At 60.4% G+C, this 26993-nt stretch carries 26 protein-coding genes; 12 read left to right on the forward strand and 14 right to left on the reverse strand.

All coding sequences use genetic code 11. The features are described from left to right. Nucleotides 1-168: 168 nt before the first annotated feature. Nucleotides 169-312: a hypothetical protein gene (locus Q0063_RS10415; RefSeq protein WP_297871912.1), complete on the forward strand. Its 144-nt coding sequence runs from the start codon at nucleotides 169-171 to the stop codon at nucleotides 310-312. Between the two features lie 72 nt (nucleotides 313-384). Here Q0063_RS10415 and trmB read toward each other — a convergent pair whose 3' ends face one another. Next, nucleotides 385-1428 (reverse strand): tRNA (guanosine(46)-N7)-methyltransferase TrmB, encoded by a 1044-nt coding sequence (gene trmB, locus Q0063_RS10420; RefSeq protein WP_297871913.1) that lies wholly within the window; start codon nucleotides 1426-1428, stop codon nucleotides 385-387. A gap of 368 nt (nucleotides 1429-1796) precedes the next feature. Here trmB and Q0063_RS10425 point away from each other — a divergent pair, with 368 nt between their 5' ends. From Q0063_RS10425 to acrA, 4 genes are read left to right on the forward strand one after another with little or no spacing between them, the layout of a single operon-like run. Beyond that, nucleotides 1797-2633, forward strand: a complete 837-nt coding sequence (locus tag Q0063_RS10425) for a 3-hydroxyacyl-CoA dehydrogenase family protein (RefSeq protein ID WP_297871914.1) — start codon at nucleotides 1797-1799, stop codon at nucleotides 2631-2633. Between the two features lie 28 nt (nucleotides 2634-2661). After that, entirely contained in the window at nucleotides 2662-3804 is a 1143-nt protein-coding gene (locus tag Q0063_RS10430) for an acyl-CoA dehydrogenase (protein ID WP_297871915.1), read from the forward strand. Nucleotides 3805-3822: 18 nt separating this feature from the next. Further along, a complete protein-coding gene (gene acrB / locus Q0063_RS10435) occupies nucleotides 3823-4623 on the forward strand; it encodes an acryloyl-CoA reductase electron transfer subunit gamma (RefSeq protein ID WP_297871916.1) in 801 nt (266 codons plus the stop codon). 21 nt (nucleotides 4624-4644) lie between these two features. Beyond that, nucleotides 4645-5754, forward strand: coding sequence for an acryloyl-CoA reductase electron transfer subunit beta (acrA, locus tag Q0063_RS10440; RefSeq protein ID WP_297871917.1), 1110 nt, complete (start codon nucleotides 4645-4647; stop codon nucleotides 5752-5754). 481 nt (nucleotides 5755-6235) lie between these two features. On the opposite strand, the gene Q0063_RS10445 is transcribed toward acrA, so the two are convergent. Next, the gene (locus Q0063_RS10445) at nucleotides 6236-7564 is read right to left on the reverse strand and encodes a sodium-dependent transporter (RefSeq protein WP_297871918.1); all 1329 of its coding nucleotides are present in this window, start codon (nucleotides 7562-7564) and stop codon (nucleotides 6236-6238) included. A gap of 470 nt (nucleotides 7565-8034) precedes the next feature. After that, nucleotides 8035-8595, reverse strand: coding sequence for a YdeI family protein (locus Q0063_RS10450; RefSeq protein ID WP_297871919.1), 561 nt, complete (start codon nucleotides 8593-8595; stop codon nucleotides 8035-8037). 192 nt (nucleotides 8596-8787) lie between these two features. Here Q0063_RS10450 and Q0063_RS10455 point away from each other — a divergent pair, with 192 nt between their 5' ends. The 5 genes from Q0063_RS10455 to Q0063_RS10475 all read left to right on the forward strand — a co-directional run bounded on the left by Q0063_RS10455 (nucleotide 8788) and on the right by Q0063_RS10475 (nucleotide 14827). Then, nucleotides 8788-11037 (forward strand): YceG family protein, encoded by a 2250-nt coding sequence (locus tag Q0063_RS10455; RefSeq protein ID WP_297871920.1) that lies wholly within the window; start codon nucleotides 8788-8790, stop codon nucleotides 11035-11037. Between the two features lie 262 nt (nucleotides 11038-11299). After that, on the forward strand, nucleotides 11300-12334 hold the full coding sequence (locus tag Q0063_RS10460) for a toxic anion resistance protein (protein WP_297871921.1): 1035 nt from the start codon (nucleotides 11300-11302) through the stop codon (nucleotides 12332-12334). A 501-nt stretch (nucleotides 12335-12835) separates the two neighbouring features. Then, a complete protein-coding gene (locus Q0063_RS10465; RefSeq protein ID WP_297871922.1) occupies nucleotides 12836-13501 on the forward strand; it encodes a peptidoglycan recognition family protein in 666 nt (221 codons plus the stop codon). A gap of 258 nt (nucleotides 13502-13759) precedes the next feature. After that, on the forward strand, nucleotides 13760-14386 hold the full coding sequence (locus Q0063_RS10470; protein ID WP_297871923.1) for a hypothetical protein: 627 nt from the start codon (nucleotides 13760-13762) through the stop codon (nucleotides 14384-14386). A gap of 222 nt (nucleotides 14387-14608) precedes the next feature. Beyond that, on the forward strand, nucleotides 14609-14827 hold the full coding sequence (locus Q0063_RS10475) for a heavy-metal-associated domain-containing protein (RefSeq protein WP_297871924.1): 219 nt from the start codon (nucleotides 14609-14611) through the stop codon (nucleotides 14825-14827). Nucleotides 14828-14941: 114 nt separating this feature from the next. On the opposite strand, the gene Q0063_RS10480 is transcribed toward Q0063_RS10475, so the two are convergent. Both Q0063_RS10480 and Q0063_RS10485 read right to left on the reverse strand, forming a co-directional pair. Further along, nucleotides 14942-15574: a YigZ family protein gene (locus tag Q0063_RS10480; protein WP_297871925.1), complete on the reverse strand. Its 633-nt coding sequence runs from the start codon at nucleotides 15572-15574 to the stop codon at nucleotides 14942-14944. Between the two features lie 100 nt (nucleotides 15575-15674). Continuing rightward, nucleotides 15675-15911: a helix-turn-helix domain-containing protein gene (locus tag Q0063_RS10485; RefSeq protein WP_297871926.1), complete on the reverse strand. Its 237-nt coding sequence runs from the start codon at nucleotides 15909-15911 to the stop codon at nucleotides 15675-15677. A gap of 77 nt (nucleotides 15912-15988) precedes the next feature. Between Q0063_RS10485 and Q0063_RS10490 the strand changes: the two genes are divergently transcribed. Beyond that, nucleotides 15989-16204 carry a hypothetical protein gene (locus Q0063_RS10490; RefSeq protein WP_297871927.1) on the forward strand — a complete coding sequence of 72 codons (216 nt, stop codon included), beginning with the start codon at nucleotides 15989-15991 and terminating at the stop codon, nucleotides 16202-16204. Here the strand turns inward: Q0063_RS10490 and hflX are convergent. From hflX to Q0063_RS10535, 9 genes are all read right to left on the reverse strand, one after another. Further along, the gene (gene hflX / locus Q0063_RS10495; RefSeq protein ID WP_297871928.1) at nucleotides 16191-17462 is read right to left on the reverse strand and encodes a GTPase HflX; all 1272 of its coding nucleotides are present in this window, start codon (nucleotides 17460-17462) and stop codon (nucleotides 16191-16193) included. The genes Q0063_RS10490 and hflX overlap by 14 nt on opposite strands. 190 nt (nucleotides 17463-17652) lie before the next feature. Continuing rightward, the gene (locus tag Q0063_RS10500; protein ID WP_297871929.1) at nucleotides 17653-18180 is read right to left on the reverse strand and encodes a flavin reductase family protein; all 528 of its coding nucleotides are present in this window, start codon (nucleotides 18178-18180) and stop codon (nucleotides 17653-17655) included. An 86-nt stretch (nucleotides 18181-18266) separates the two neighbouring features. After that, nucleotides 18267-18890: a CatA-like O-acetyltransferase, family 2 gene (locus Q0063_RS10505; protein WP_297871930.1), complete on the reverse strand. Its 624-nt coding sequence runs from the start codon at nucleotides 18888-18890 to the stop codon at nucleotides 18267-18269. A 13-nt stretch (nucleotides 18891-18903) separates the two neighbouring features. Continuing rightward, on the reverse strand, nucleotides 18904-19167 hold the full coding sequence (locus tag Q0063_RS14775) for a GNAT family N-acetyltransferase (RefSeq protein WP_367180366.1): 264 nt from the start codon (nucleotides 19165-19167) through the stop codon (nucleotides 18904-18906). 517 nt (nucleotides 19168-19684) lie between these two features. After that, the gene (rpmE, locus tag Q0063_RS10515; RefSeq protein ID WP_297871931.1) at nucleotides 19685-19888 is read right to left on the reverse strand and encodes a 50S ribosomal protein L31; all 204 of its coding nucleotides are present in this window, start codon (nucleotides 19886-19888) and stop codon (nucleotides 19685-19687) included. 201 nt (nucleotides 19889-20089) lie between these two features. Further along, nucleotides 20090-20911 carry a metal ABC transporter permease gene (locus tag Q0063_RS10520; protein WP_297871932.1) on the reverse strand — a complete coding sequence of 274 codons (822 nt, stop codon included), beginning with the start codon at nucleotides 20909-20911 and terminating at the stop codon, nucleotides 20090-20092. Beyond that, on the reverse strand, nucleotides 20908-21621 hold the full coding sequence (locus Q0063_RS10525; protein ID WP_297871933.1) for a metal ABC transporter ATP-binding protein: 714 nt from the start codon (nucleotides 21619-21621) through the stop codon (nucleotides 20908-20910). The genes Q0063_RS10520 and Q0063_RS10525 overlap by 4 nt, the downstream gene beginning before the upstream one ends. After that, on the reverse strand, nucleotides 21608-22027 hold the full coding sequence (locus Q0063_RS10530) for a Fur family transcriptional regulator (protein ID WP_297871934.1): 420 nt from the start codon (nucleotides 22025-22027) through the stop codon (nucleotides 21608-21610). Before Q0063_RS10530 ends, Q0063_RS10525 begins: the two co-directional genes overlap by 14 nt. 568 nt (nucleotides 22028-22595) lie before the next feature. Beyond that, complete coding sequence (locus Q0063_RS10535; protein ID WP_297871935.1) at nucleotides 22596-24263, reverse strand: methyl-accepting chemotaxis protein; 1668 nt, start codon at nucleotides 24261-24263, stop codon at nucleotides 22596-22598. Nucleotides 24264-24712: 449 nt separating this feature from the next. On the opposite strand from Q0063_RS10535, the gene Q0063_RS10540 reads away from it, so the two are divergent. Further along, a complete protein-coding gene (locus tag Q0063_RS10540) occupies nucleotides 24713-26254 on the forward strand; it encodes a bifunctional oligoribonuclease/PAP phosphatase NrnA (protein ID WP_297871936.1) in 1542 nt (513 codons plus the stop codon). Nucleotides 26255-26993: the final 739 nt, after the last annotated feature.

A 26993-nucleotide genomic window follows, 5' to 3' on the forward strand; every position in this document is an offset into this window, starting at 1 on the left:
CGCCGCACAGGCCGTAAAACGGCCTTGCGGTGGACTTCATAGTCAGCACAGAGGGTTTTTACCTTACCCGTCAGCGGCCCCGCCGCTGTTTGAAAATCGGTAGATACCGATTTTCAACTGTGCTGACTATACAATAAAAGCATCTTCAAGAAGACAGGAGGGACGGCGGTGGGCTCCATCGTAGAGGCGGCGGTCTGCGGCATGGTGGGAAAGGTGATCGGCTTCCTGGTGCTGCTGCCCATGGGACTGCTGTTCCTGGGCTATCTGACATACATCGCCATGAGCGTTTTCAAAGAGCTGCGCAGGAAATGAACTGAAAAGCGGACTTCGGATGGAACTCCGAAGTCCGCTTTTGGCGTTCTGTTTTTGGAGAGGGTCCGGAAATCAGTCCATCAGGTGGTCCTCCTGCTCAGACCGGCAGAAGTAGGGACCGCAGGCTGCCTCGTGGGTGTGGACGTAGGTCCAGGTAAAGTCCTTGTCCACCAGATAGACGTCGTGAAGGCTGTCGAAGAAGTCCCCGGGCAGGGGCAGCTCCACCGGCTTGACATAGGGCAGGTCGTTCCATTTTCCCTCGTAGAAGAGGTAGACCTTCCCGGCGGGCAGAGCCGCCAGGGCTTTCCGTGCGGCGTCTCCCTCCAAACAGGGCGTCAGCTTCCAGGAAAAAATATGCCAGAGATAATTCCCTTCCGACAGCACATGCTTTCCCAGGTCCTCCTGGGAAACCCCGTCTGCGAAGGCGTCCAGCCACTGGTTTTTCACCGCCCGGAAGGTGGTGGGGAAGGGCTCCTCCCAGGGGACCATGGTGCCCACACAGCGGTTGATAGGCTGGCCCAGGCTGTGGAACTTGGCTTCATAGTCCGTCATGACCCCCACGGGACCGTCCTCGTGAAGGTTCCGGGTGACCTCGGACAGCTCGAACCCAAACCGGGGCAGCTCCTCCACGGAGAACTCGAAGAGGGGCTGATTGTCCGTCTTGAAATGAATCTGACCGCCCATTTTCAGGACCTGCCGGTAGAGCTTCAGGAAATTGCCGTGGGTCAGGCGGCGCTTGGCGTGGCGTCCGCTGGGCCAGGGGTCGCAGAAATTGATGTAAATACGGTCAATTTCGCCGGGGGCGAAGAAGCTGGGGAGCTGGTCGGCGTTGGCGCTGATGAAGAAAACATTGGTGAGTCCCGCCCTTACACAGCGCTCCATAGCCACCACCATGGCGTCCGGCACCATCTCCACCGCCAGGAACAGCACGCCGGGCTCCGCCGCCGCCGTGCCGGCGGTGAAGCGGCCCTTGCCGCAGCCCAGCTCCAGGCGGATTTCTTGGGCCTGGGGCATCAGCTCCCGCCAGCGGCCGGGGCGGTCATAGGGGTCCCGAATCAGATGATCGCCGCAGCGCTCCATCCGGGGAATCAGGTTCTTCTTTTTTCGCATCCGCATAGGTTGACGTCCTTCCGCGCCCGGGGGCGCTTTTTCCAGATTTTCTCCATTTTAACACAGGATGGGCCGGCTGTAAATGAAAATTCTGCGGGGGCCGGGAGAGGAGCGGGGCAGGGCTGGAGAACCTCCCGAAAAATTGTATAAATTTTAACGAATATTTTGTGCGAAGCGTAAAAAAGAGGGCTGGAGCAGGGGCGGGAAGCAAATAGTACTTGATAATTTCAGCTGGAAATCCTATAATGAACATTGTGAGTAAATTAGCAAAGTCGGGATTTGCTCCGCTTTCCGCCGTCTCTGCCGCAGGAGCCGGGGCGGGGGAAAATGGTCGTAAAATGAGCCACAAAATCAAAATAACAGGAGGAAACATTATGAAGGTAGCTATTTTCGGCGCTGGCACCATGGGCAGCGGCATTGCGCAGGTCTTCGCGGCGAAGGGCCACACCGCCCTGATGTACGCCAGCAGCGTGGCGTCCGCCCAGAAGCACAAGGATAAGCTGGCCGCCAGACTCCAGAAGAGCGTGGAGAGAGGCAAGATGGAGCAGGCCGCCGCCGACGCTCTGCTGGCCAACGTGCTGGTGGAGGAGAAGTCCGCCTGCGCCGACGCCGACCTGATTATCGAGTGCGTCAAGGAAGACATGGCCACCAAGAAGGCCCTGCTGGGTGAGCTGGACGCCATGTGCAAGCCCGAGGCCATTTTCGCCTCCAACACCTCCTCCCTGTCCATCACCGAGATGGCCAACGGCCTGAATCACCCGGTGATCGGCATGCACTTCTTCAATCCCGTCCCCGCCATGAAGCTGGTTGAGATCATCCGCGGCGCCAAGACCACCCAGGAGACCTTTGACGTGATCTGGAACCTCTCCAAGGAAATCGGCAAGGAGCCCGTGGAGGTCAACGAGGCCCCCGGCTTTGTGGTCAACAAAATCCTGATCCCCATGATCAACGAGGCCGCCGACCTGCTGGACACCGGCGTGGCCAATGCCGAGGGCATCGACACCGCCATGAAGCTGGGCGCCAATCATCCCATGGGCCCCCTGGCTCTGGGCGATCTGGTGGGTCTGGACGTGTGCCTGGCCATCATGGAGACCCTGTTCAATGAGACCGGCGATCCCAAGTACCGTCCCAGCCTGCTGCTGCGCAAGAAGGTTCGGGCCGGCGAGCTGGGCCGTAAGACCGGCAAGGGCTTCTTTGATTATTCCAAGTAAAACCTGATAGAAAAGGAGTTATTAAGGTATGGATTTTCACCTTTCCAATGAGCAGCTGATGCTCCGCAAGATGTATCGGGAATTCGCCGAGAACGAGGTCAAGCCCCTGGCCGAGGAGATTGACGAGGAAGAGCGCTTTCCCATGGAGACCGTGGAGAAAATGGCCAAGCTGGGCATGATGGGCATTTACTTCCCCAAGGAGTACGGCGGCGCCGGCGGCGACGTTCTCTCCTATGCCATGTGCGTGGAGGAGCTGGCCAAGGTCTGCGGCACCACCGCCGTCATCGTCTCCGCTCACACCTCCCTCTGCTGCGCGCCCATTTTTGAGCACGGCACCGAGGAGCAGAAGAAAAAGTATCTCCCCGACCTGCTGAGCGGCAAGAAGATCGGCGCCTTCGGCCTCACCGAGCCCAACGCCGGCACCGACGCCTCCGGCCAGCAGACCATCGCCGTTCTGGAAGGCGACCACTATGTTCTCAACGGCTCCAAGTGCTTCATCACCAACGGCAACGTGGCCGACACCTTCGTGGTCTTCGCCATGACCGACAAGTCCAAGGGCAACCACGGCATTTCCGCCTTCATTGTCGAAAAGAGCTTCCCCGGCTTCTCCACCGGCAAGCACGAGAAGAAGATGGGTATCCGCGGCTCCTCCACCTGCGACCTGATCTTTGAGGACTGCATCGTTCCCAAGGAAAACCTGCTGGGCAAAGAGGGCAAGGGCTTCAAGATCGCTATGCAGACTCTGGACGGCGGCCGGATCGGCATCGCCGCCCAGGCTCTGGGCCTGGGCGAGGGCGCTGTGAACGAGGCCGTGAAGTACACCCAGGAGCGCGTCCAGTTCGGCCGCCGCCTGAGCCAGTTCCAGAACACCCAGTTCCAGCTGGCCGACATGCACTGCCGCATGCAGGCCGCGCAGTACCTCGTGTACGCCGCCGCCTGCAAGAAGCAGCTCCATGAGGACTATTCCATGGACGCCTCCATGGCGAAGCTCTTCGCCGCCGAGGCCGCTTCCGACGTCACCCGCCGCGCCGTTCAGCTGTTCGGCGGCTATGGCTACACCCGTGAGTATCCCGTGGAGCGCATGATGCGCGACGCCAAGATCACCGAGATCTATGAGGGTACATCCGAGGTTCAGCGCATGGTTATTTCCAGCCGCCTGGGCGTGAAATAAAATAGGAGGTAAAAGGTTATGAAAATCATTGTTTCTATTAAGCAGGTTCCCGATACCTCCGGCAAGGTGGCGGTGAATCCCGACGGCACCCTGAATCGTGCTTCCATGCAGACCATTACCAATCCCGACGACATGAACGCCCTGGAGGCCGCCCTGAAACTGAAGGACGCCACCGGCTGCAAGGTCGTTGTGGTCACCATGGGTCCCCCTCCCGCCGCCGGCATGCTGCGTGAGGCCCTGGCCATGGGCGCTGATGAGGCCGTTCTGGTCTCCGCCCGTGAGTTCGGCGGTTCCGATACATATGCCACCTCTCAGATTCTCGCCGCCGCGGTGAACCGCATCGGCGTGGAGGACGACGACATTGTGATGTGCGGCCGCCAGGCCATCGACGGCGACACCGCCCAGGTAGGTCCCCAGATGGCGGAGAAGCTGCATCTGCCTCAGATTACCTATGCCGCCGATATTACCAAGGACGGAAATACCATCACGGTGAAGCGGATGCTGGAAGATGGCTATATGACCATCAAGACCCAGACCCCCTGCCTGATTACCTGCATCAAGGAGCTGAACGAGCCCCGCTATATGAGCGTCGGCGGCGTGTTCGAGGCTTATGGAAAGCCCCTGACCACCTTCGGCTATGACGATTTGAAGGACGATCCCCTGATCGATGCCACTACCATCGGCCTGAAGGGCTCTCCCACCAACATCTTCAAGAGCTTCACGCCTCCTCAGAAGGGCGCCGGCATGATGCTGGAGGGCAACGACAAGGCCACCTGCGAGAAGCTGGCGGGCATTCTGGCCGCCAAGCACATCATCTAAGAGAAGGGGGATAAAACGAATATGTCTACTTTCAATAGCGCGGATATCGCCGCTTTCAAGGACGTCTGGGTCTTCTGCGAGCAGCGCGAAGGCAAGCTGATGCCCACCGATTTCGAGCTGATCTCCAAGGGCCGGGACCTGGCCAACGAGCTGGGCGTGAACCTCTGCGGCCTGCTGCTGGGCGGCGAGGGCATCGAGGCGGCCGCCAAGGAGCTGGGCGGCTACGGCGCGGACAAGGTCTATGTCTGCGAGGACCCCATGCTGGCCGTCTACAACACCGACGCCTATGCCAAGGTCATCTGCGACGTGATTGAGGACCTCAAGCCCGAGGCCTTCCTGATTGGCGCCACCAACATCGGCCGCGACCTGGCCCCCCGCTGCGCCGCCCGGCTGCACACCGGCCTCTGCGCCGACTGCACCCACCTGGACATCGACGTGGCCAACTACATCCAGTTCCTGCGGGAGGCTTCCACCATCGACGTGGACAGCCAGAAGTGGGACATGGAGGACCGGAACCTGAAGATGACCCGTCCGGCCTTCGGCGGTCACCTGATGGCCACCATCATCTGCCCCCGCTTCCGTCCCTGCATGGCGACGGTGCGGCCCGGCGTTATGAAGAAGAATCCCTTCGACCAGGCCAAGGCCGACGCCTGCGTCATTGAGAAGCCCTCCTTCACCCTCAGCGCCGAGGATGTGAAGACCGAGGTCACCGAGGTGGTGAAGGCCGCCAAGAAGCTCGTCGACCTGATCGGCGCGGACTTCATCGTCTCCGTGGGCCGCGGCATCAGCAAGGACGTCGAGGGCGGCATCAAGCTGGCCGAGGAGCTGGCTGCGGAGCTGGGCGGCGTTGTCGGCGGAAGCCGCGCCACCATCGACTCCGGCTGGCTGTCTGCCGACCATCAGGTGGGCCAGACCGGCAAGACCGTGCATCCCAAGGTGTACATCGCTCTGGGCATCTCCGGCGCCATCCAGCACAAGGCCGGTATGCAGGATTCTGAGTGCATCATCGCCGTGAACAAGAACGACACGGCTCCCATCTTCGAGATTGCCGACTACGGCATCTGCGGCGACCTGTTCAAGGTCACCCCGCTGCTGACCGAGGCCATCCGGGCCGCCAAGGCTGCGAAGTAAGTACTGGCGTTCAAAAAAAGCCGAAGGACAATGTCCTTCGGCTTTTTTATCCCAATTTGGCATCCTATGGCCGGACTCTTTTGCGAGAAGGCCGAATTCTGTCCAGGATTCCGCTCCTCCGAGTGCTGGCGGAAGGGCGGCCTGCTTCCTTCTGGGGTTCAGGAACCTGAATGAAGCCATTGACCGGCGGAATTTTTATATAGTCAGCACAGTTGAAAATCGGTATCTACCGATTTTCAAACAGCGGCGGAGCCGCTGACGGGTGAGGAAAAAACCCCTCTGTGCTGACTATGAAGTCCACCGCAAGGCCGTTTTACGGCCTGTGCGGCGAATCATCGCCGCACTTGTTGAAAAGAAGCGGATGCTTCTTTTCAACTGCGGTGACTATAGCAAGCATCAAAATTCCCGACAAAGGGGTGTGTAGGGGCCGCCGCCCCCGGCGGCCCGATGGCAGCAATTATGAAGGCGTTTTGTTTGGTTTTTAGAATGCCACCTTCAGGAACAGTGCCACACAGCACAGAATCACCGCGCAGGGCACATAAACATATCGGCCCAGGCTGTACCACAGCTGCCCGGGGGCTTTTCCCGCGCCCTGGCCCACTTCCTCCAGCAAATCGTTCCGAGGCATAATCCAGAACCAGGAAATTGCGCCCAGCGTCGCGCCGATGGGGATGATATAGATGGAAACAATATCCATCCACGGACCCCACTTGAAAATGGGCTCCATATTGACGCCGATGCCCAGGCAGATCAGGCAGAGGAGGACCAGCGCAAGCCTGCGGCTCATGCGGGGGAAGCGGTGCAGAAGGGATTCGCCAACCGCCTCAAACATGTTTTGCAGAGAGCTGACCCCAGCGAACACCATGGCGGTATAGAGGATGATGGCGAAGAGCCGGCCCAGGGGGATGTCCTGTAAAATACGGGGGAGGGTGACAAACAGCAGGGAGGGGCCCGCGCCGATATCCAGTCCGTAGGCAAAACAGGCGGGGATGATGACCAGGGCGGCCACCAGGGCGGCGATGGTGTCAAACAGAGCCGTCCGTCTGGCCAGTGCCGCCACATCCTCGTCCTTATGGAGATAGGCTCCGTAGACAATCATGCCGCTGCCGGTGATGGAGAGGGAGAAAAAGGCCTGTCCCATGGCCCAAATCCAGACCATTGGGTCCAGAAGCTCCTCCCAGCGGGGGGAGAACATATAACGGTAGCCCGCCGCGGCGCCGGGAAGAAGCGCTACCCGTACCGCCAGAATTACGAAAATGATGAAAAACAGGGGCATCATGACCTTGTTGGTTTTCTCGATGCTCTTGGCCCCCAGAAACAGCGTCAGCAGCGTGCCTACCACCACAATGGCGTGAAAGGGGATGACGGAATAATCAGCCAGAGAGAAGGACTCGAACCAGACGGCCGTGTCCGCCGTCATCAGAGAGCCGCCCAGAGAGGCGGCGAAGGCCTTCAGCACGTAGGCGATGATGACCGCATAGCCAAGGGCGATGCACATGGAGCCCGCCAGAGGCAGCCAGCCCAGAATTGCGCCGGCCTGCCCGGCGGCGCTGCCTCGGGTGCTCCAGGCCATGCGGTAGGAACCCAGCGTGCCGGTTTTGGCTCTGCGGCCCACGGCGTATTCGGCGGCCAGACCCACGCTGCCGAACAGCGCGATGAAAACCAGATAGGCGATCAGGAAGGCCCCGCCGCCGTAGCTCCCCATTTTGGCAGGGAAGCCCCACACATTGGCCATGCCCACGGCGGATCCTACCGCCGCCAGGACAAAGCCCCAGCTGCTGGAAAATTGTCCTTGTTTCTTCTTACCCATAGGTATCTCCTTTTCTCTTTCTGATATGCGCTGATTTTTTGACTTTAAATGGATACAGTGGCCGGGCTGTGTCAAAGCCTGTTTTAAAACTGGCGGAATGCCGGGCTGAGACGGACTTTCCTGCCGGACGAGGAATTTCCACTGAAATTCAAAGGAAATCAGAAGGCGGGAAAGAACGCCCAGAAACGGCGTTTGGACGGTTTTAAAACAGACTCAAAGCCCGCCGGTTCCGGCGGGGGACAGCTCCGGATTCAAAAAGCCGGAGCAAGCGGCTGAGCTGCCTGCTCCGGCCGGATGCACATGAATAAAGCCGGTTCCGACATGAACTGGGAAAAATACAGCACATTCAGTATAGCATAGACCGGGGTGGATGTAAAGGGGAAAATGGCTGAGGGCGTGCCCCCTCACACATATCATCAGGCGGCGGTGCAGGGGGGCGTGATCTGCCCCGCTTTCCGCAGGCGCCCGGGTCACATGGGCCGCAGATTCCGGTCAAGCCGGTCCGTGATCCAGGCAAGACGCCGCTCCCGCCCAGCCTCTGTCTTTGCGTCGAAATAGGCCCGGGCATAGGTCTTTCTCACCGATGGCGGCATGGCCTGAAAGTTTGTGAAGGCGGGCTCATGGCCCTCCAGCAGGGCGGAAAGCTCCTCGGCCTGCTCTTCCGTGAGGGTCATGAGGTCCGGGGCGTCCCATTGGCCGTTTTTCCGGGCCTCCTCAATCTTCCTTCTGCCGTGGTCCGTCATCAGTCCCCGTTTCTCAAGACTTTGGACCAGGGCCTTATTTTTCTCCGACCACCGGCTTTTCTCCCGGCGCGGCGAAAAATATTTCAGATAAGAGCCCTCGTCCACCCGCTGCATCTGCCCGTCAATCCATCCGAAGCACAGTGCTTCCTCCAGGGCCTCCGCCGCCCGGATGGTTCTGGGCCCGCCGGCCTTGCCCAGCAGAAGCCAGACGCCGCCGCTGGACTGGCAGTGCTCCTCCAGCCAGCTTCTGAACGCCTCCCGGCTGGCAAATTCCAGTGCGTTTTCCATGCCGTTCCTCCTCTCCCGAAAGGGTTTTTGAATTTTTTTAATTTTACCACAGCCGGAACCGGGGCGCAAGACGCCGGGAGAGCATGACGGAATTCATGGGAAATGGGATTGATTTTGCCGCCCGGTTGTAGTACCATAATACAAAGAACGATTCAAGGCGGGGCCGAATCCCGCCGGCAAGGAGGCGGAAGCATGACCGACCTGGAGCGCCTGAATACCTGTTTTCTGCCCCTGGACCGCCGGGTTCCGTCCCAGCCCTGCTTTTTCCGGCTCATCGGCTGGGACAGGGAGACCCTGGCCCTGCTGGAGCGCTACCGCGCTCAGGCCGGGAAAAACGGCGTCTGCCTCACCGATCTGCCCAATCCCACCCGTGAGGAGACCGACCGCTTCTACCAGGAGGCGGGCACCCAGTTCTCCCCCAACCGGGCCCTGATTGACCGACAGATTTCCCTCTGGCTGGGTCAGGTGCGGCCTGACCGCCGTCCCGCCCTCAGCGAGGCCGTCTGGAACACCCTGTACCTGCTGCAAAAGCAAAATGTCAACGGAAACATTCTGAAAAACGTCTATACAAAATTTATGTGCTGGCTCCGGGGACCGGCGGGCCGGGCCCTGGCGGGGCTGGGCGGGGCCGAGCCGCCCAAGGTCCTCTTTCAGGGGGACGTCTCCCGGCACGAGGTCCTGTTCCTCCACCTGCTCCATCAGGCGGGCTGCGACGTGTGGTATCTCCATTTCCTCTCCGACGCCTCCTATAACAAGGCGGACCCCGAGGGCCGCTATTCCCGGCTCGTCGCCGGAGCGAACCATGAGCCGCCGCCCCAGCCGGCTCCCGCGCCTCCGCCGGCCCCTGTTCCCCCGCCTGCCCCGGCAGCCCGGAAACAGCCGGCGGGCCAGGTCCTGGGTCTGAACCAGTGGGTGGGCGGCCGTCCCGTATGGGACGCTCTGCTGCTGCCCCTCAGCCAGCGGGGCGGAGAGGGGGGGTCCTCCAATCTCTTTGCCCTGATGCTGGGGGCAGACCAGCGGGAGGTCTACCGAAACCGGCTTTTCCGGCTGAAACGGAGCCTGGACGAGTCCGGGCGGCCCTGGCTGCTGATGGACCAGAGGATTCAGCCCCCCACACCCGCCGAGACGGAGACCTTCCGGGTTCCGGGCCTGGCCCGTCCGGCCATGGTCCACGCTCTGGCGGAGCGGATGCCCAGGGGCCTGCCCTGGACCCAAAAGGCACAGAAGGCCCTGGCCCTGGTGATGGAGCGGCACCCCGAGCCCAACGACAGCCGCTTCTTTAACTACAGCGTCCGCCTGGCCTGCTGGCTCCGCCGCTGCGCCGGGCAGCTCTTCCCTCCCAACGTCTCCAACGGCGCGTATCCCCCCGCTCTGCTCTACTACGGACCCATCACCGAACCGGAGGCCGCCCTGCTGTGGGCTCTGGCGCAGATGGGCGCGGATGTGCTGTATATTTCCTCTCAGAAAACCGACGTATTTGAAACCCATTTTCTCCCTCACGTCTGGCTGGAGGCCTCCTTTGAGGACAGTCTCCCTCCGGAGCCCTTCCCCCAGCGGGAGGAAAAGGTCCGGGCCCGGACCACCGCCTATGACGCCCAGCAGGAGCTGGACCACCTTCTTTACAGCGACACCGGCATGTTCCGGGACCGGCAGTTTACCCGCTCCCAGCCTGTGACCCTGAAGACCACCTATGACGAGGTGGGCCAGCTGTGGCCCGAGGAAGCCCAATATCGCCCCTCTTTCCGGACGGAGGCCGGCGTGGTCTATGTGCCCAATCTGTTCTCCAAAATCTGCGGCGTTGAGAAGGGGGACCTCACTCTCTACTGGGACCATATTCACTCCATGCTGACGCCGGGGACCTACCTGATTACCGCCCTGCCCTTCCTGACCCCGGTGGGGGCGGAAGGCATCAGCCGGAACGCCGCCCAGGCCTTTCTGCACAACGGCAGGCTGGACCCCAGGGCCCTGACGGCCTCCCGGTTCTACCGCTACGGCTATCTGCCGGAGGACACCCAGAATTACATCCTGGAGAAAATTCAGGCCCTGATTGACTACGACCTGATTGTGGACGGCGGGCCGGACCTGCCGGCCGTCATGCTCTCCGTACTGATGAACCTGGACAAGGAGCTGCTGCGGCTGCTCCAGAGCTTCGACTTTACCCGGGCCATTCCCAAGCTGCTGATTGTCGACACCACCGAGACCCTGTTCTCCCTGGAGGAATGCGTACTGCTGGCCTTCCTGAACCTGGTGGGCTTTGACATCGCGGTTTTCACTCCCACCGGCTACCGGAATCTGGAGGCCCATATCCGCTCCGACAGCTTCGACACCCTGATTGCCGGGGACTACCTCTATGACCTGACCGTTCCGGACCTGCGGAACCGCCGTCCCAGCGGAAAGAATGGAAAGAACGGAAAGGGCTGGCGCCGTCTCTTCGGCGGCTGAGTCCTGGAGTCTGTTTTAAAACCAGCGGAATGCCGGATGGGGGCAGATTTTTTACCCAATGGGCATGTGATATCCGTAAGGCGGCAGAGCCGCCAACGGCTATCCAATCGTCAGACAAGGCGATTGGACGCGGGAATCCTGACGGATTTCAAGTCCAATCAACGCAGTCCTGGCGGAAAAAGATACCCCAAGACGGTGTTTTGATGGTTTTAAAACAGACTCTAGAGCGTCACACATAAACCAGCGAAAGGAGAACGGCGTCATGTCAAATCCGCAAAGCGCCTCTGAAAATCAGCTTTCCGCCCAGTGCCGTCGCCTGGCCCAGGCGGACAGCCGGGGTCTGGATGCTCTGACCGGCCAGATTCACGTCTACGACCTGCCCAGCATCGTCACCTTCGGCGGCGAGGCGGCCAAAGAGCTGGCCCGGTGCTCCGACGCCGTGCTGCAAAGCATCCGGAAGGGGCAGGCCGGCGACGCCGGTCCTCTTCTCAGCGCCCTGGGCGGCGTGATGGAGCAGTTCAATGCGGAGGACTTCGACGCCGGCAAAGAATCCGCCAAGGGCTTTTTCCTGTTCAGGAAAAAGCCCAAGCCCCTGACGCAGGACCAGCTTTTGGAGAAATACCGGGCCGTCGGTGAAGAGGTGGACCGTGTCTATATCGAGCTGAAAAAGTATGAGGCGGATGTCCGGACCCGCAATCAGGGCATGAAAGCGGTCTATGACGCCAATCTCCGATATTACCAGAATTTGGTGAATTACATTCTGGCGGGAGAACAGGGGCTGAAGGAAATCCAGGCCCATATCGGCACAATGGAGGCGGAACTGGCCCGGAATCCTGGAAACGCCGCCCTGAAAATGGACCTGGACACCGTGAGGCAGGCCCACACGCTTCTGGAACGCCGGGTGCAGGACCTGCGCACGGCGGAAATCGCGGCCCTGCAGTCTCTCCCTATGCTCCAGACCATACAGGGCAGCAACGCCAGCCTCATCGAGAAAATCGACGCCGCCTTTCTTGTCACCCTGCCCGTCTTCAAAAAGACCCTGGGCCAGGCCGTAGCCCGGAAGCGCCAGCGGCTCCAGGCCCAGGCTATGGAGGCCCTGGACCGGCGGACCCAGGAGGCCCTGGGCAAGCAGCTGGCCTCCGCCCAGGCCGGAGCGGACACCGGCGCGGCCCAGCTGGAAACCCTGACCCAGGTCAGGGAAACCATCCTCACCGGCATTGAGGAGGCCCTGGCCCTCCAGCGGGAGGCCGGCGCCCGGCAGGCTGCCGCCGAGGCCAGACTGAACGCCGGGGGGTAAGCTCCGCCCCTGCCTCTACAGGCATCCATTTTTCTGCATATGCACAGGCGGGATTTCTCACAGAGATCCCGCCTGTCTCCATCTCCTCAGCACGGCGGAAGGCCATGGAATCCCCTCCATATCCCGGGCGGCGGTCCAATTCCCTGGGCAGCTCCAAAAGACGGAGCCCGCCTCCTTTTAAAATGGGGGAAGGCCCCTCCCATTCCGGCCCGGGCCCTTGACACCATTTTCCGTCTCAGGTAAAATAGAAGCGGAAAAGTATACACAAAGTGTGCAAATTGTTCAAAGCCGCGTTTCTCCCCTGCGCTCTTCCACGGCACTTGTTCAGCCGCTTTCGGGCGGATAAAAAGGAGGCGGAACATGAGTTCCTCTGAAAACAAAAAGCACGGCAGCGTGAAGCGAAGCAAAGCGCGAGAAGCGCAAAAAAGAAGCAGGGCGCGAGAGGAAAGCAGGGCGCAAAAAAGAAGCGGGGCGCAGGAGGAAAACAGAGCGCAGGAACAGGTGAGCGCGCGGGACATCCGGAGCGTCCGCCTGCTTCTGGGCGGCTTCTGCGCCCTGACGGCGCTGGTGCTGACGCTGTGCCTCACCGCCGTCACCAGCCGCCCCAACACCCTGTCCAGAGCGCTGACAGAGGCGGAGGTTCAGGAAATCACCCAGCGAAACAGCCCCCTGACGGAGTACATCCTTCTCTCTCCCAACGCGGACTTTCCCCGGGCGGACGAAATCCGAAAAATAACCATTCACCACATGGCCGGGAACATGAGCCTGGAAGCCCTGGGCGATCTGTTCTCCGACCGGGACCGGCGATCTTCCGCCAGCTATGGCATTGACAGCGAAGGCCGGGTGGGCCTGTATGTAGAGGAGGGAAACCGCCCCTGGACCTCCAGCAGCCGGGAAAACGACCACCAGGCAGTGACCATCGAGGTGGCCAACGACGAAACCGGCGGGGACTGGCACGTCAGCGACGCGGCCTATGAGACGCTGATCGCGCTCTGCGCCGACGTGTGCCGGCGAAACGGCATTCCCTCCCTGACCTATACCGGTGACGAGACCGGGACCCTGACCATTCACAAGATGTTCAACCCGGAAACCGAGTGCCCCGGCCCCTATCTGGAAAGCCGCATGGCGGACATTGCCGAGGAGGTAAACCGCCGGCTCTCCGGTTAACCGGTTCACAGATGCCCCGGCAAGCGCGCACGGGGACAAAGCGGCGCGGAGAGACAGCCGTCCTTTGGGCTTGTTTTTTCGCCAAAAACAGCGCTGTCATTCTCTCCATACAGGGGTTGATGCTCCCTTTTCTTTATTTGACTTCTTCTAACTGTGTGTTTGGACACCCCCGGAAAGGGCCGGTCTTGTCAATCGCCGCCGTCTGTGGTATAATAGCGGACAAAGCGAGAACGGAATACAAAAGAGAGAGGCGGACCTATGGAAAATTATTCCTTTAAAACTGCTGCCTTCGGCGGATTCGACAAACAGGATGTCATGCGCTACATCGAGCAGGCCTCGGAGAAGGCCGCCGCTGCCCAGCGGTCGCTGGAGGCGGAAAACGAAGCCCTCCGCAAGGAGATTCAGACATTGAGCCAGCGTCTTCAGGACGCCGAAAACGAGTCGGCGGCGCTGCTGAGCCGCTGCGAGGGCTTCCAGAAGACCCAGGAGGAGGCTTCCGCCGCCAGGGCGGAGCTGGAGGCCCTCCGCCCCCTGGAGGCCGAGGTGTCCCGCCTTCGGGCCGAGGCCGCCGCCCTGCGGCCCGACGCCCAGGCCTACGCCCAGTTCCGGGAGCGGCTGGGGGCCATCGAGTGCGAGGCCCGGAAGCGGGCCGACGACCTGGAAACCGCTTCCGCCCGGCAGATGAAAAAAACGGTGGACAGCTTCCGGACGCAGTACGACGCGCTGATGCGCACCTTTGAGAGCGCCGCCGGCCACGTGACGGAGGAGCTGCGGAAGATTGAGGTCAGCCTTTCCCAGCTGCCCCGGGTCATGGACCGCAGCGGCGCGGAGCTGGAGCAGCTGACCGCCGGTTTAGAGTGCCCAACAGAGGAGGCGGGTACATAAAACCGCCGGATTGGGGAAAACTCTCTGAAAGAAGCCTTTAGGGCGCAAAAAAGCCCTCAGGGCGCAAAAAAGCCCCCAGGGCGCAAAAAAGCCCTCAGGGCGCAAAAAAGCCTCTAGGGCGCTAAAAGCCTCTGGCGTGCGAAAAAGCCCTCAGGGCGCTAAAAGCTTTTGCGTGCTAAAAGTCTTTGGCGCGGCGCCGGGGGAGTAAGGAGGGGATTTCCCATGGCCCATTTAAGCACCTATTTTTCGCTGGAAAACGCCGCGGACGGCCACGACGAAAAGCTGCTGAAACGGGAGCTGGACGCCCTGCCCGGCGTGACCTCGGTCAGCGTCAGTGACCGGGGCTGCGTCGCGGTGGATTATGACACCACCGGCGTCCGTCAGGAGCAGATCCGCCAGCGGGTCCAGGAACTGGGCTATCAGCTCCGCTCCGCGGAATAACACCTGTTTCCGAAAAACCGCCGCCCATCTCTGATGGGCGGCGGTCTTCGGTTTCTGGATACAGGACGGCTTTGGCTGTGAGGGGGCCCGCCGGAGAGAGGGGAATGGAGCCGGTCAGCTCTCCCGGGGGCCGGGCAGATATTCCTCGCCGGCGGGACGCATGGACAATTGTCCTGCCGACAGCTCCGTAAAACACCGGGCGAAGGCCGCCGCGCCCTCTGGGGGGAAGGCGGCGCGCAGCAGCACGTCGGCCCCGTATTCCGCGCCCCGGATGACACCGCCCCAGGCGGCGGCATCCAGCTTCACCCGCTCCAGCAGGGAATAGGGGCAGGGCACGTCCCACAGGGTCCAGAGGCTGACCTTTGCGGTGCCGGCGGCGTCCAGGGCGTCCTTGGCCCCCCGGCTGTAGGCCCGGGTCAGGCCCCCGGCTCCCAGCAGCACGCCGCCGAAGTACCGGGTTACCACACAGCAGAGGTTTGTGATCTCCTCCCGCTGAAACACGTTCAGCATGGGCTGTCCGGCGGTGCCCTGGGGCTCGCCGTCGTCGCTGTAGCGGACCACGCCCCCCTCCCGCAGCAGGTAGCACCAGCAGTTATGCCGGGCGTCGTAGTACCGCCTGCGCATTTCTTCAATGCGGGCCCGGGCCTCCTCTTCGCTCTCTACCCGCCAGATGTGGCTGATGAAGCGGGAACGCTTTTCGGTGAATTCGCTTTCGGCGTCCTGAAAGGGGACGCGGTAACCGGACATGGGAACACCGCCTTTCCTGGAAATGAGGAATGAGGGATTAGGAATGAGGAATGAGGAATGAGGAATGAGGAATTAGGGGTTAGAGGCCGGCCCGTCTGGTTTATTGGGGCTCCTCCGGCGGCGGGAGCATATTTCGCACGTCGGTCCGGCCCAGCAGGTAATCCGCGTTGACCTGGAAATGGTCTGCCAAAGCGCAGAAAACCGGGAGGCTTGGCAAACCTTCTCCAGCCTCAAACCTTTGATAATTGCGTAATGTAATGTCGATGGCTCTGGCAACCCGTTCCTGAGACTCTTTGCGCTCCTGACGAAGTGCTTTCAATCGATTCTTAATTTCCATGCAACAGCTCCTTGACATGACTGGCGATATGCGTTATAATTGACATATAAAATTTGACGCAACAGGAGGAGTTTGAAATGTCCGATTTTATGCCCTGGCTCTACACCCACTACATCAAGCCCCAGATCGACGCCGCGCCCCAGGGGGACTACGCCTTTCACATCGACTTAGTGCGCAACAATCTGCGCTCCACAGAATGGAACAGCCTGTCCAAGGCGATGGAGTTCACGGCTATTCAGGCCTTCCTCCTGGGGATGCGCACCGGGGAGGAACTGGCGGTCAGCCGTCGATGAAGGCCGCCACCCGGCCCAGTGTCCGGGGGCCGCACACCGCCGTCACGTCGATGGTCTCCCCATACTCCACGGCTTCCACCCTGGCCTCCTTGTAGAGCGTGTCCAGCAGGCCCCCCTGGTCATAGGGCAGGTGAAGGGTGACCCGGCGGGACCCCTTATCCAGCCGCCGGGCGATCATATCCAGAAGCTTGTCCACGCCCTCGCCGGTTCTGGCGGAGATGGAACAGATATCCTCGCCGTGGGGCATGATCTCCCCCAGCGCCACCCGGTCGGACTTGTTGAACACGTCGATGCGGGGCAGCTCTCCCGCCCCCAGCTCCAGAATCAGCTTTTCCACCACCTGAGCCTGGGTCTGCCAGTCGGGAGAGGACACGTCGATGACGTGGAGGAGAAGGTCCGCGTACTCCAGCTCCTCCAGAGTGGCCTTGAAGGCCTCCACCAGCTGGTGGGGGAGCTTGCGGATGAAGCCCACGGTGTCGCTGAGGACCACGTTCAGAGTGTCGTTCACAGCCAGCAGGCGGCTGGTGGTGTCCAGGGTGTCGAAGAGGCGGTTGTTGGCCGGGATGCCCGCGCCGGTGAGCTGGTTGAGCAGAGTGGATTTGCCGGCGTTGGTGTAGCCCACCAGAGCCACCACGGGGACCTCGTTTTTCTGCCGCTGCCGGCGCTGGGTGTTCCGCACCCGGCGCACGTCCTCCAGATCCTCCCGCAGCTTGTCAATTTTCCGGTGGATGTGCCGCCGGTCGGTCTCCAGCTGGGTTTCGCCGGGGCCCTTGGAGCCGATGGGGCCGCTGCCGCTGGTGCCCGCCTGGCGCTCCAGGTGGGTCCACATGCCGGTGAGCCGGGGCAGGAGGTATTGATACTGGGCCAGCTCCACCTGTAACCGGCCCTCTCTTGTCCGGGCCCGCTGGGCGAAGATGTCCAGAATCAGGCCGCAGCGGTCCAGCACCTGGACCCCCAGCAGCTCCGTCAGTACCCGGAGCTGAGAGGGGGAGAGGTCATTGTCGAAAATGACCATGGTGGCCTCGGTGTTCTCGCAGTAGAGTTTGACCTCGGCGCATTTGCCCTCACCGATGAAGGTCCGGGGATCCGGGGCGTTCCGGTTTTGCAGGACGATGCCCACGGTCTCGCCCCCGGCGGTCTCCACCAGGGCGGAAAGCTCATCCAGGGTGTCCTCGGTGGCGGTCTCCTCCTTCTTCAAAACCGGGGAGTTCAGGCCCACAAGGACCACTTTGTCACGAATTTCTTTTGTTTCTTGCATAGTTCTCCTTTGCTGAATGAGGAGTCAGGAATTATAGCAAACGTCAAAATTCCGTACAAACGGGCCGGCCAGGGGGCCGGCCCCTACACATCCCTGCAGGGGCCGCCGCCCTCGGCGGCCTGCTGGCGGCGGTTATGAGGCCTGCCATAGGAGTTAGGAATGAATGCGGATAATTCCTAATTCCTCATTTCTAATTCTTAATTGCTGTATAGGCTTCCACGACTTCCCCGGTATAGATTCGGTGCCAGCCGCCTTTTTTGCCGTAGTAGGGCAGAATTTTGTCCTCACCGGCGGTGACGCAGGCGGGGGCCATGTCCTGAACGAAGAGCTTTTTGCAGACCAGGGCCAGCGCCGCTTCCTCGAAGAGGGGGGCGTCTCCGGCGCCATAGCGGAGAGTCAGGCCGCATTCCCTGACCTTGTCGACGAGGCGGCCGCTCTGGGCGCCGCAGAGGGACATGGTCTGCTTGCAGGCTTCGCCGTCAGGCAGGACGCAGACGGAGAAATAGTCGTGGGATTCCATGAATTGATACGTATAGCGCTCGGGGCGCACATAGACGGTGCACACCGGCAGGTTCCACAGCCGCCCCAGCTGGCACCATCCAATGGTCATGGTGTTGCAGCGCTCCCGGTCTCCGGCAGTCAGCAGGGCGTTCTGGTTCCCAAAGGCCTGGAGAAATTCCCCGGCCAGGGTCTTGGGGTCCGCAGCTTGCAGTCTCATGGCAAGGACTCCTTTCATGGTTCAAATTGAACCGCTGCTTTCAGTATATGCCGTTTCCAGAAAAAAGCAACGGGAAATTTCAGCGCTCAGGGGTCCAGGGTCCGGATTGCGTCCTGAAGGTTCTCCAGGAACCCGGCGGCGTGGCCCCCGTCCATCTGTGTGTGGTGGAACTGAAACGAGACGGGCAGGGAAGCCCGCCACAGCTTCCTCCGGTACCTTCCCCAGATGACAAAGGGGTTGTTGTAAAATCCGGCGTAGATGTTCACGGCCCCGTCCAGCTCCGTCTGAGGCAGGGCGGAGGTCCCGATGACCATGTAATCGCCGTTCATATCATAGGGCGCGCCATTCTCCCGCACCTGGGCGGTGAGGGTCAGGTAATCCCGCCGGAACTGGTCCAGACTCTGGGAAAAGGGAATGTCGCAGGTGGCGATGCCTCCGTCCCGGAGGGCCACGACGGTGTTGACGGCAAGACGCTCATAGCGGATCAGCCTGTCTCCCACCGGGAGGGTGTAGAATTCCTCTGTCCGGGAGGCGGCCCGGCCCACACACCAGCACAAAAGCAGGTTGAATTTCAGGCCCCGCCTCCGGCTGAGGCGCACCAGACGGGTGACGTCCAGGGTCTTGAACAGCGTCACCATGGGCATGGAGGCCTTCATCCACAGCTCGAAGGCCTCCGCCCGGGGCGATTGTTTCGGGTCCAGCTCTTCCATGGCTCCTCCTTCATCAGACTTCATCAAAACGGCCTTCCCGGGAGCCGCGGCGGGACGCCGGCTCTCGATGGATATACAGCCTGGAAGGCCCCGGGTCCCCGTCCACCTGAACCGGGCAGAAATATTCCCAGCCATAGCGCTCGTAAAAGGATGTATGGTCTGTCACAAGATACAGGGTATCAATTCCCCGGGCGCTTAGGTCGGCGCAGGCGAAGCGCAGCAGGGCTCCGGCGATTCCCTCCCGCCGCCGGGCCTCCTCCGTATAGACCGCGCAGATGTTGGGTCCTTCCGGGGGTGGAAATCATTTTCGATGACCCCCAGCCCGCCGATGATGGTCCCGGAGTCCACAGCGGCGTACCACTGCGGAACGGGCCCCGTTCCGGACAGACATTCCTCCATGCTGTCCAGATAGGCCGGGGATTCCCCATTTTTCGTGGAACCACCGCGCGGCGGTCTCCTTCAGCTCCGGCCGGTCCGTAAGGCGCAGGATTTCATAGCTCATTGCCGTCTCCTCTCCAGAGATGCAAAAGAAGGGGCGCGAAAGAAGGGGCGCGAAAAGAAGAGGCGCAAAAAGAAGGGACGCGAAAAGTAGGGGCGCGAAAGAAGGGGCGCGAAAGAAGGGGCGCGAAAAGTAGGGGCGCGAAAGAAGGGACGCGAAAGAAGGGGCGCGAAAGAAGGGGCGCGAAAGAAGGGGCGCGAAAGAAGGGGCGCGAAAGAAGGGGCGCGAAAAGAAGAGGCGCGAAAAAGAGCGCGCCGGACTACGGCGCGCTCTTTTGAATGTGACAGTGTCAGGCTTACTTGTCCAGTCCAAACCGCTTGTTGAACTTGGCGACCCGTCCGCCGGTATCCACCAGCTTCTGTTTGCCTGTGAAGAAGGGGTGACACTTAGAGCAGACTTCCACCTTGATATCCTTCTTGGTAGAACCTGTCTCAATCACATTACCGCAGGCGCATATAATCGTAGTCTGCTGATAATTGGGATGGATTCCTTCCTTCATTGCTCTGTTCACCCCTTTCTAAAACGGATTCTGCCCCGCAGCTTTCACCGCAGCAGCAACTGTTACTATAGCACGCTCTTCCGGAGATTGCAAGGGTTTTCTTCAAAAAAGTGAAATTTTCTTCCGGGAATGCCGGTCCTGGCGTCTTTCGGAGAAGGGGACGGCCGCCTTTTCCGCATCCGGCAGTTGACGTGGAAAGCTTCACCGGCTCCTGCGCCGCCCCAGAGCCGACAGGCCGCAGGCCAGCAGGAACAGGGCCAGATTGGCCGCCACCACCGTGGCCCCCACCGGCGTGGAGCAGGCGAAGGACACCGTCAGCCCTGCGCAGAAGCATCCCACCGACGTGACGGCGGCGCAGAGGACCACCCCCCGGAAGCTCCGGAACAGCCGCATGGCCGTCAGGGCCGGGAAAATGACCAGGGAGGAGATCAGCATGGCTCCCATCATCCGCATCCCCAGCACAATGGTCAGAGCCGTCAGAATGGCCAGCAGGGCATTGAGCCGGTCCGCCTGAAGGCCGGTGGCCCGGGAAAAGCTCTCGTCAAAGGTGATGGCGAAGAGCTTGTGATAGTAGAGGATGAAGAGGGCCAGCACGGCGGCGCAGACCGCCGCCGACAAAATCACGTCCGTCCGGCTCATGGCCAGGACGCTGCCGAACATGTAGTTGTCCACGTCGGCAGTCATGCCGGAGGTCCGGGAAATCACCAGGACGCCCAGGGCCAGGGACGAGGCGCTGACCACGGCAATGGCGGCGTCGCTGTTCCACCGGGGGTGGTTCGCCACCCGCAGCAGCAGGAAGGCCGCCGCCACCACCACGGGAATGGAGAAGGACAGCGGGGCGAAGCCCAGGGCCGCGGCGGCGGCCAGGGCTCCGAAAGAGACATGGGATAGCCCGTCGCCAATCATGGAATAGCGCTTCAGCACCAGGGGCACCCCCAGAAGGGCGGCGCAGAGACTCACCAGCACCCCGGCAATCAGGGCCCGCTGGATGAAGGGGAAGGAAAACATATACAGCAGGCTCACAATTCCGCCTCCTTAAACCGCCGCCCATAGGGCGAGGCCAGATATGCCTGGGGCGTCCCCAGGAAGGTTCCCCGCCGCCCGATGTGGAGCACCGTCCCGGCGTCCCGGAGGGCGGGACGGAGGTCGTGGGTCACCATGATGACCGCCATGCCCTCCGTCCGGTTCAGATAGGCCAGGGTCTTGTAAAGATCCTGGGCGGCGGCGGGGTCCAGACCGGTGATGGGCTCGTCCAGAATCAGCAGGCGGCTGGCGGCGCAGAGGGCGCGGGCCAGCAGGACCCGCTGCTGCTGGCCGCCGGAGAGGTTCCGGTAGCTCTGGTCCTTCAGCTCCAGAACGCCCAGCTTTCCCAGATTTTGCAGGGCCTGGGTTTTTTCCGCGGCGGTGTAGAAGAAGCGGAGGCCCTTCCGGTTGAGGCAGCCTGAGAGGACCACCTCCAGCGCCGTGGCGGGAAAATCCCGCTGGGCCTGGGTCTGCTGGGGAAGGTAGCCCACGGCGCCCTGTCTCAGCTCCGGGGCCCGCCAGATTTCCCCGGACTGGGGCGGCAGCAGCCCCAGCAGCCCCCGGAGGAGGGTGGACTTGCCGGAACCGTTGTCCCCCACCACGCAGAGATAGTCCCCGCTTTGAACCCGGAGGTCCAGATGGGTCAGGACGCTCTGGCCCTCGTAGCCCAGAGAGACGTTCCGGCAGGCGATGAGATCAGTTTTCTCCATGCTCCGCCTCCTGTTCCGCGCACAGGGCGCAAAGTCCGGTCAGCACTGTCTGTCGGGGGTCCACCTGAAAGCGGTGTTCCGCCGCCAGGTGCTGATAGAGGGACCGGAGCTGAGGGCAGTCCAGATGCTCGACCCGGCCGCAGGCGGCACAGCGCAGGAGAAAGCAGGTCTGCCCCGCGTCCCGCCGGGGGCAGTACTGATAGAGAGCGCCGGTCTCTGTGGCGATTCTGTGGACGGTGCCGGTCTCCGCCAGGCGCTCCAGCTGGCGGTAAATAGTGGCCAGGCCCACGGGACAGCCCTCCCGGCGGAGGGCGTCCGCCAGCTCCGGCACGGCGACGGGACGCTCCCCCCGGCGCTCCAGGGCCTGAAGCACGGCCTGACGCTGTTTGGTGGTATAGGGCATCATACGCCTCCAATATGAAAATGAGAATTATTTTCATATTATAGCCCCGAGAAGAGAAAAGTCAAGAGGAAAGTGGGGGCTGTTCGCGCATTTTATCGGAAGGAGGGGCGGGTCTCTGTGCCAGCCCGCTCTTCCAATGATACAGGGCTTTCCGGAAAACGGGCCGGGACAGGCCTCTGCTTAAAATCTTCGGATGAGACACTCCCATGGGGCGGGCACTGTCCCGCGCTGTTTTCGGAAGCGCCAAGGGAGGCGGGCAGAGCGTGGCGGGTTTGGCGAAAAGAGGGGAGCAGTTTTTAGAAAATACTGCCGTAACAAAGCGGACCTTGCTCCGTCGAGTCTGGTTCTGACAAAAGTGACGCAGGCATCATCCGTGTCCCCTCGGCCCGCGTTCCCCGCAAACAGAAACCGGCCCCGAATCCAGACGGGTGAATCGGGGCCGGATATCAAAAAACTCCCGCCGGAGCACAGTTTCCGGAAAAGCCGGAAACGGAGCAGCGGCGGGAATTCTTGAGAGGTCCGTTATGAATAAAAGGATGCTGTCTTGCGTAGGCGGGCCGGTATGCCCTTCTTACTTCAAACGGAACGCGGCCACCAGGCTTTTGAGGAGGCTGGCCTGGGAGGAGAGCTCCTGGCTGGCGGCGGCGCTTTCCTCGCTGGTGGCGGAGTTGGTCTGCACCACGCTGGAAATCTGGTCGATTCCCTCGGTAACCTGGCTGATAGCGGAGGTCTGCTTTTCCACCTCTACCACCACGATGGACATCTGGGACGTGACGCCGCCGGCGCTGACGCTGGTGCGGTCCAGAGCCTGGGTTACCTCGTTTACCACATTGCTGCCCTCGGCCACGGCGGCAATGGAGCTTTCAATGAGGTCCTTGGTGGCTTTGGCGGCCTCGTCGGATTTATTGGCCAGGTTGCGAACCTCATCGGCAACCACGGCGAAGCCCTTTCCGGCGGTTCCGGCCCGGGCCGCCTCCACAGCGGCGTTCAGAGCCAGGATGTTCGTCTGGAAGGCGATGTTCTCAATGGCGGCAATGATTTTGCTGATTTCCTCGGAGGAGCGGGAGATTTTACTCATCGCTACGTTGAGCTGCTTGACATATTCCATGCTGACGCCCAGCTGGCCGCCGGCCTGCTCCACAAACTGACCGGCCTGCCCTGTGGCCTGGGCGGTTCGCTGAGCGTTTCCGGAAATATCGCTGATGGTGGCCGAGAGCTCCTGCACGGAGCTGGCCTGCTCCGTGGCGCCCTGCGCCAGAGCCTGGGCGGTATTGGACACCTGCTCGGCGCCGGCGGATACCTGTTCGGCGCTTCTGCGAATCTGGCTCAGGGTTTCGTTCAGCTTGGACTGGATGCTGTTCAGGGAGACCTTGATGGACATAAAATCTCCTACATATTCCTGCTGAGCGGAGGCGGTCAGGTCTCCGGAGGCAATGGAGTCCAGTATGGAGGCAATTTCGCCTATGTAAGACCGGAGACGCTGGATGGTTCTCTCGAAGATAAGGGCTAACTGGCCCACCTCGTCGTTGGACTGAACGGCGATGGTGTTCTCTTCGCCGCTGGTCAAGCCGAAGTTGCCCTGCTCCAGGCGGCTGGCCACCCGGGTGATCTCAGCCAGGGGATTGGAAACGGTCTTTTTCAGGTACGCCGTAAGGAAAAAGATACATGCAACAATGACGGCAAGGCTCACCAGGGAGGACCAGATGACCGTCATAAAAATCTGGTGGTTGGCATCCGCGGAGGAGATACCGGCAAAGATGAGACCGTTAACTGCCCCGGTGGCGTCTCTGGTGGGGACATAGGAACACAGATATTCTTCATTCAGAATGGTTGCGCTGCCGACATAGCTCTGGCCCTTTTGCAGGACAATTTCGGCCAGATCAGAGGACAGGGTGGTACCCACGGCCCGCTGTCCGTTCTGGACTACAGTGGTGTAAGCCCGGGTATTTCCCTCGAAAATGGTAAACTCGCAGCCCATGCGGCTTTTCAGATCATCCAGCAGCTGGTTGACGTCCTCTGTGCCGTCGGACTGGCTCAGGATGTAATCCAGCATATTGGTACCATTGGTGCAGCGCTGTTCCAGCATCCCCGTCGCCAAAGAACGGAACATGATGACGCACATGCCCACGGCAAAAACAACGGATATCATCTGCATGATTACTACCACGTTGCCTACCTTCTTGCCGATGCGGGTCTGCTTTCCTTCCGGGCTCTTCTTTGAGAAATCAATTTTTTTCATAACTGCTTACTCCGTATGTCTGTCAGATTTAGAAATTGGCGTATAGCCGTCTGCCCCATTATACTGGGAGGGGATTATTTTTGCAAGACCTTTTTCCGCCCGGGACGTGTCGTGTACGTTTGACCCATGTTTGCAGGGGAAAAAGCCGGCGGGCCCTCTGTGATATGCACAAAATATGACGGCTGCATAAAACTGGGAGCTGCTTTTTCGCCAGGCCTGAGGACGGCCGTCTGCGGATGAAGGAGAGCCGGTCTGTCTGTCCGTTTGCGTTAGAATGTTTACTATTTTTATAAACTTGAAAAGTGCGTATTGAAAAATGAGAAAACAGCGGATATAATGGGATGGGTCAGCCGCTATGGATAGAGGGAGAGCCTTTTTTTGCGGCTGCAAATAAAGAAACACGGTGTTGTTTGAGACGCCGCCAAAAGTTGACGAGGAGGTACGGTTTGATGACATTAGAGGATTTACTGCAATATGAAGATATTGTAATCCAATGCCATGATGACCCGGACGCAGACGCTATTGCCAGCGGCTACGCACTGCTGAAATATTTGGAAAGCAAGGGGAAGTCCCCCCAGCTGGTATACAGCGGCGGGCGGACGGTCACGAAAAACAATCTGCTGCTGATGATTGAGAAGCTGAACATCCCCCTGGAGCATGTGCGGAGGACGGACGACGAGGCGGAGCTTTTGATTACGGTGGACTGCCGGGCCGGACAGCGCAATGTTTCCACGCTGCCCCACCGAAATCTCGCCGTCATTGACCACCACGAGCTTGATATGGGAGAGGTCCTGCCGGAGCTGTGTGAGGTGCGAACGGATTGCAGCGCCAGCGTCACCGTGATTTGGGCCATGCTGAAAAAGGTTGGATTCCCCATTGAAGACCGTTTGCTGTCCACCGCCTTGTACTACGGCCTGTACATGGATACCCAGAAGTTCAAGGGCACCGAGAAACTGGACCGGGAGATGCTGGACGCCCTGCGGTTCGATTGGGACATCATTCTCCTGCTCCAGAGCGCGGCTCTGGCCCTGAATGATTTCCGTACCGCAGGCAGCGCTTTTATGAATCTGCGCTACCATCCGGAGTACCATTTTGCCCTGGCTCCGGTGAATACCTCCGAGCCGTATATGCTGGGTATCGTCAGCGACATGATGATGGATGTTCATGAGCTGTCCGTGTGCGTCGCCTATTGTCTGCTGGAAAGAGAGCGGTGCGTCAAGGTTTCCGTGCGCTGCAGCAAGAGCAGAGACCGGGCGGATGAGGTGGTTCACTGGCTTGTCCGGGACATGGGGAATGACGGCGGCGGCGACCGGACCAAGGCCGCAGGACGGCTGCCGCTTGCTCTGCTGGAAAAGAGCTGCCCGGACGGCAATCTGCTCTATACCGCCGGAGAGCTGATTTTCCAGCGCCTGACCGATTATTTCCGTACGCCCCTCAAACGTCTTGCCCCCAGAACAGAGGAGTATGAGCCCGCCCGGGCAGAGGAGTTCTGCAAAAACAAGGCGGAGCTTTACCGCAAGAAAAAGGCGCCTGTGGGTTTCGTGCGGACGATGGACCTGTTCCCGGAAGGGACGGAAATTCTTCTCCGCACGCCGGTGGGAGACATCGTCAAAAAGGCTGCCCCCGCGCTCTGCATCCTGATCGACGCGGAGCATGAGGTCTCCTATATCACGGAAGAGGAGCTGGGGAGAGAATATGAGCTGACGGACGAGGAATTTCCCCTGGACGGAGAATGGCTGTGGCAGCCGAAGGCGTACCATGCCGGCAAAAAAGAGGCGGTGGTGCTGGCGCCCTGTGCCAAAAAGTGCATTGTCAGGGATACCCCTCGAATCTGGGCCGCTCAGCTGAACTGCCGGCTGGAGGTCCTTGTGTGGGGCGACTGGCGTTTGGGTGAGATTGGGGACTGGCTGGTCTGCCATGAGGATGACCACCAGAATGCGTATATCATCCCCAAGTCGGCCTTTGAACAGTCCTACGAAAGGGCAGAGTGAGTCGGAGGCAAAGGCCCGTTCCGGTTTTGGAACGGGCCTTTGCGTTCGCTTTGCGTAAGCGGTATTTTGGAATCCCGGAAAAGAAAAAGATGAGACAATGGGGGCTCTGGGCGTTGCGCTTAGAGTCCCAATTGTTTCATCTTTCTGGAGATACTGATGCGACTCGAACACCTGACCTGCTGATTACGAAGTATATCAAAAGTGCCAAGGAGCCGTTTCCGGCCTTCTTAGGCACTTTTCGCTCAGTATGAAGTTTCGCTTCACCCAATGTACTCTACTGTTTCCACACAGTCCTTTCCGATTGTGAGTCAGAATGTGGGTCAACAGGAATACGTCGTCTCTCCAAAGAAGTCCATCCACTTTTTCACAACCTCGGCGCTCCGCACCTCAATAATGTGTATGATAATTTCGTAGCACTCTTTTCCGGCATCTTGGAAACGTTATTGCAGAGCAGACATTTTCCTGATTTCGTTATCTAAACCTTTGTTTCATATGCAGTAGGCGCTCCTTCCGCAATATGGAAACGCACCGGTTCCAGCGGTTCATTTTCATTTGCCTAGAAATACACCCGGTACGACCTGACCTTAAAAACTTGCGGTATGGTCAAAGCCTTCCTGCTGTGAAAACTCCATAATCAGGTGTGCCATCGATTCAACGACCTCTTGAAACCGGCTTTTTTCCTGATCAGTAAATACGGCAACACGGTGATGTTGGCCTATGGCGGCGGCTCCATCAAGCG

The organism is uncultured Oscillibacter sp. (assembly GCF_947654275.1).
In the GTDB taxonomy this organism is placed as follows: Bacteria; Bacillota; Clostridia; order Oscillospirales; family Oscillospiraceae; genus Oscillibacter.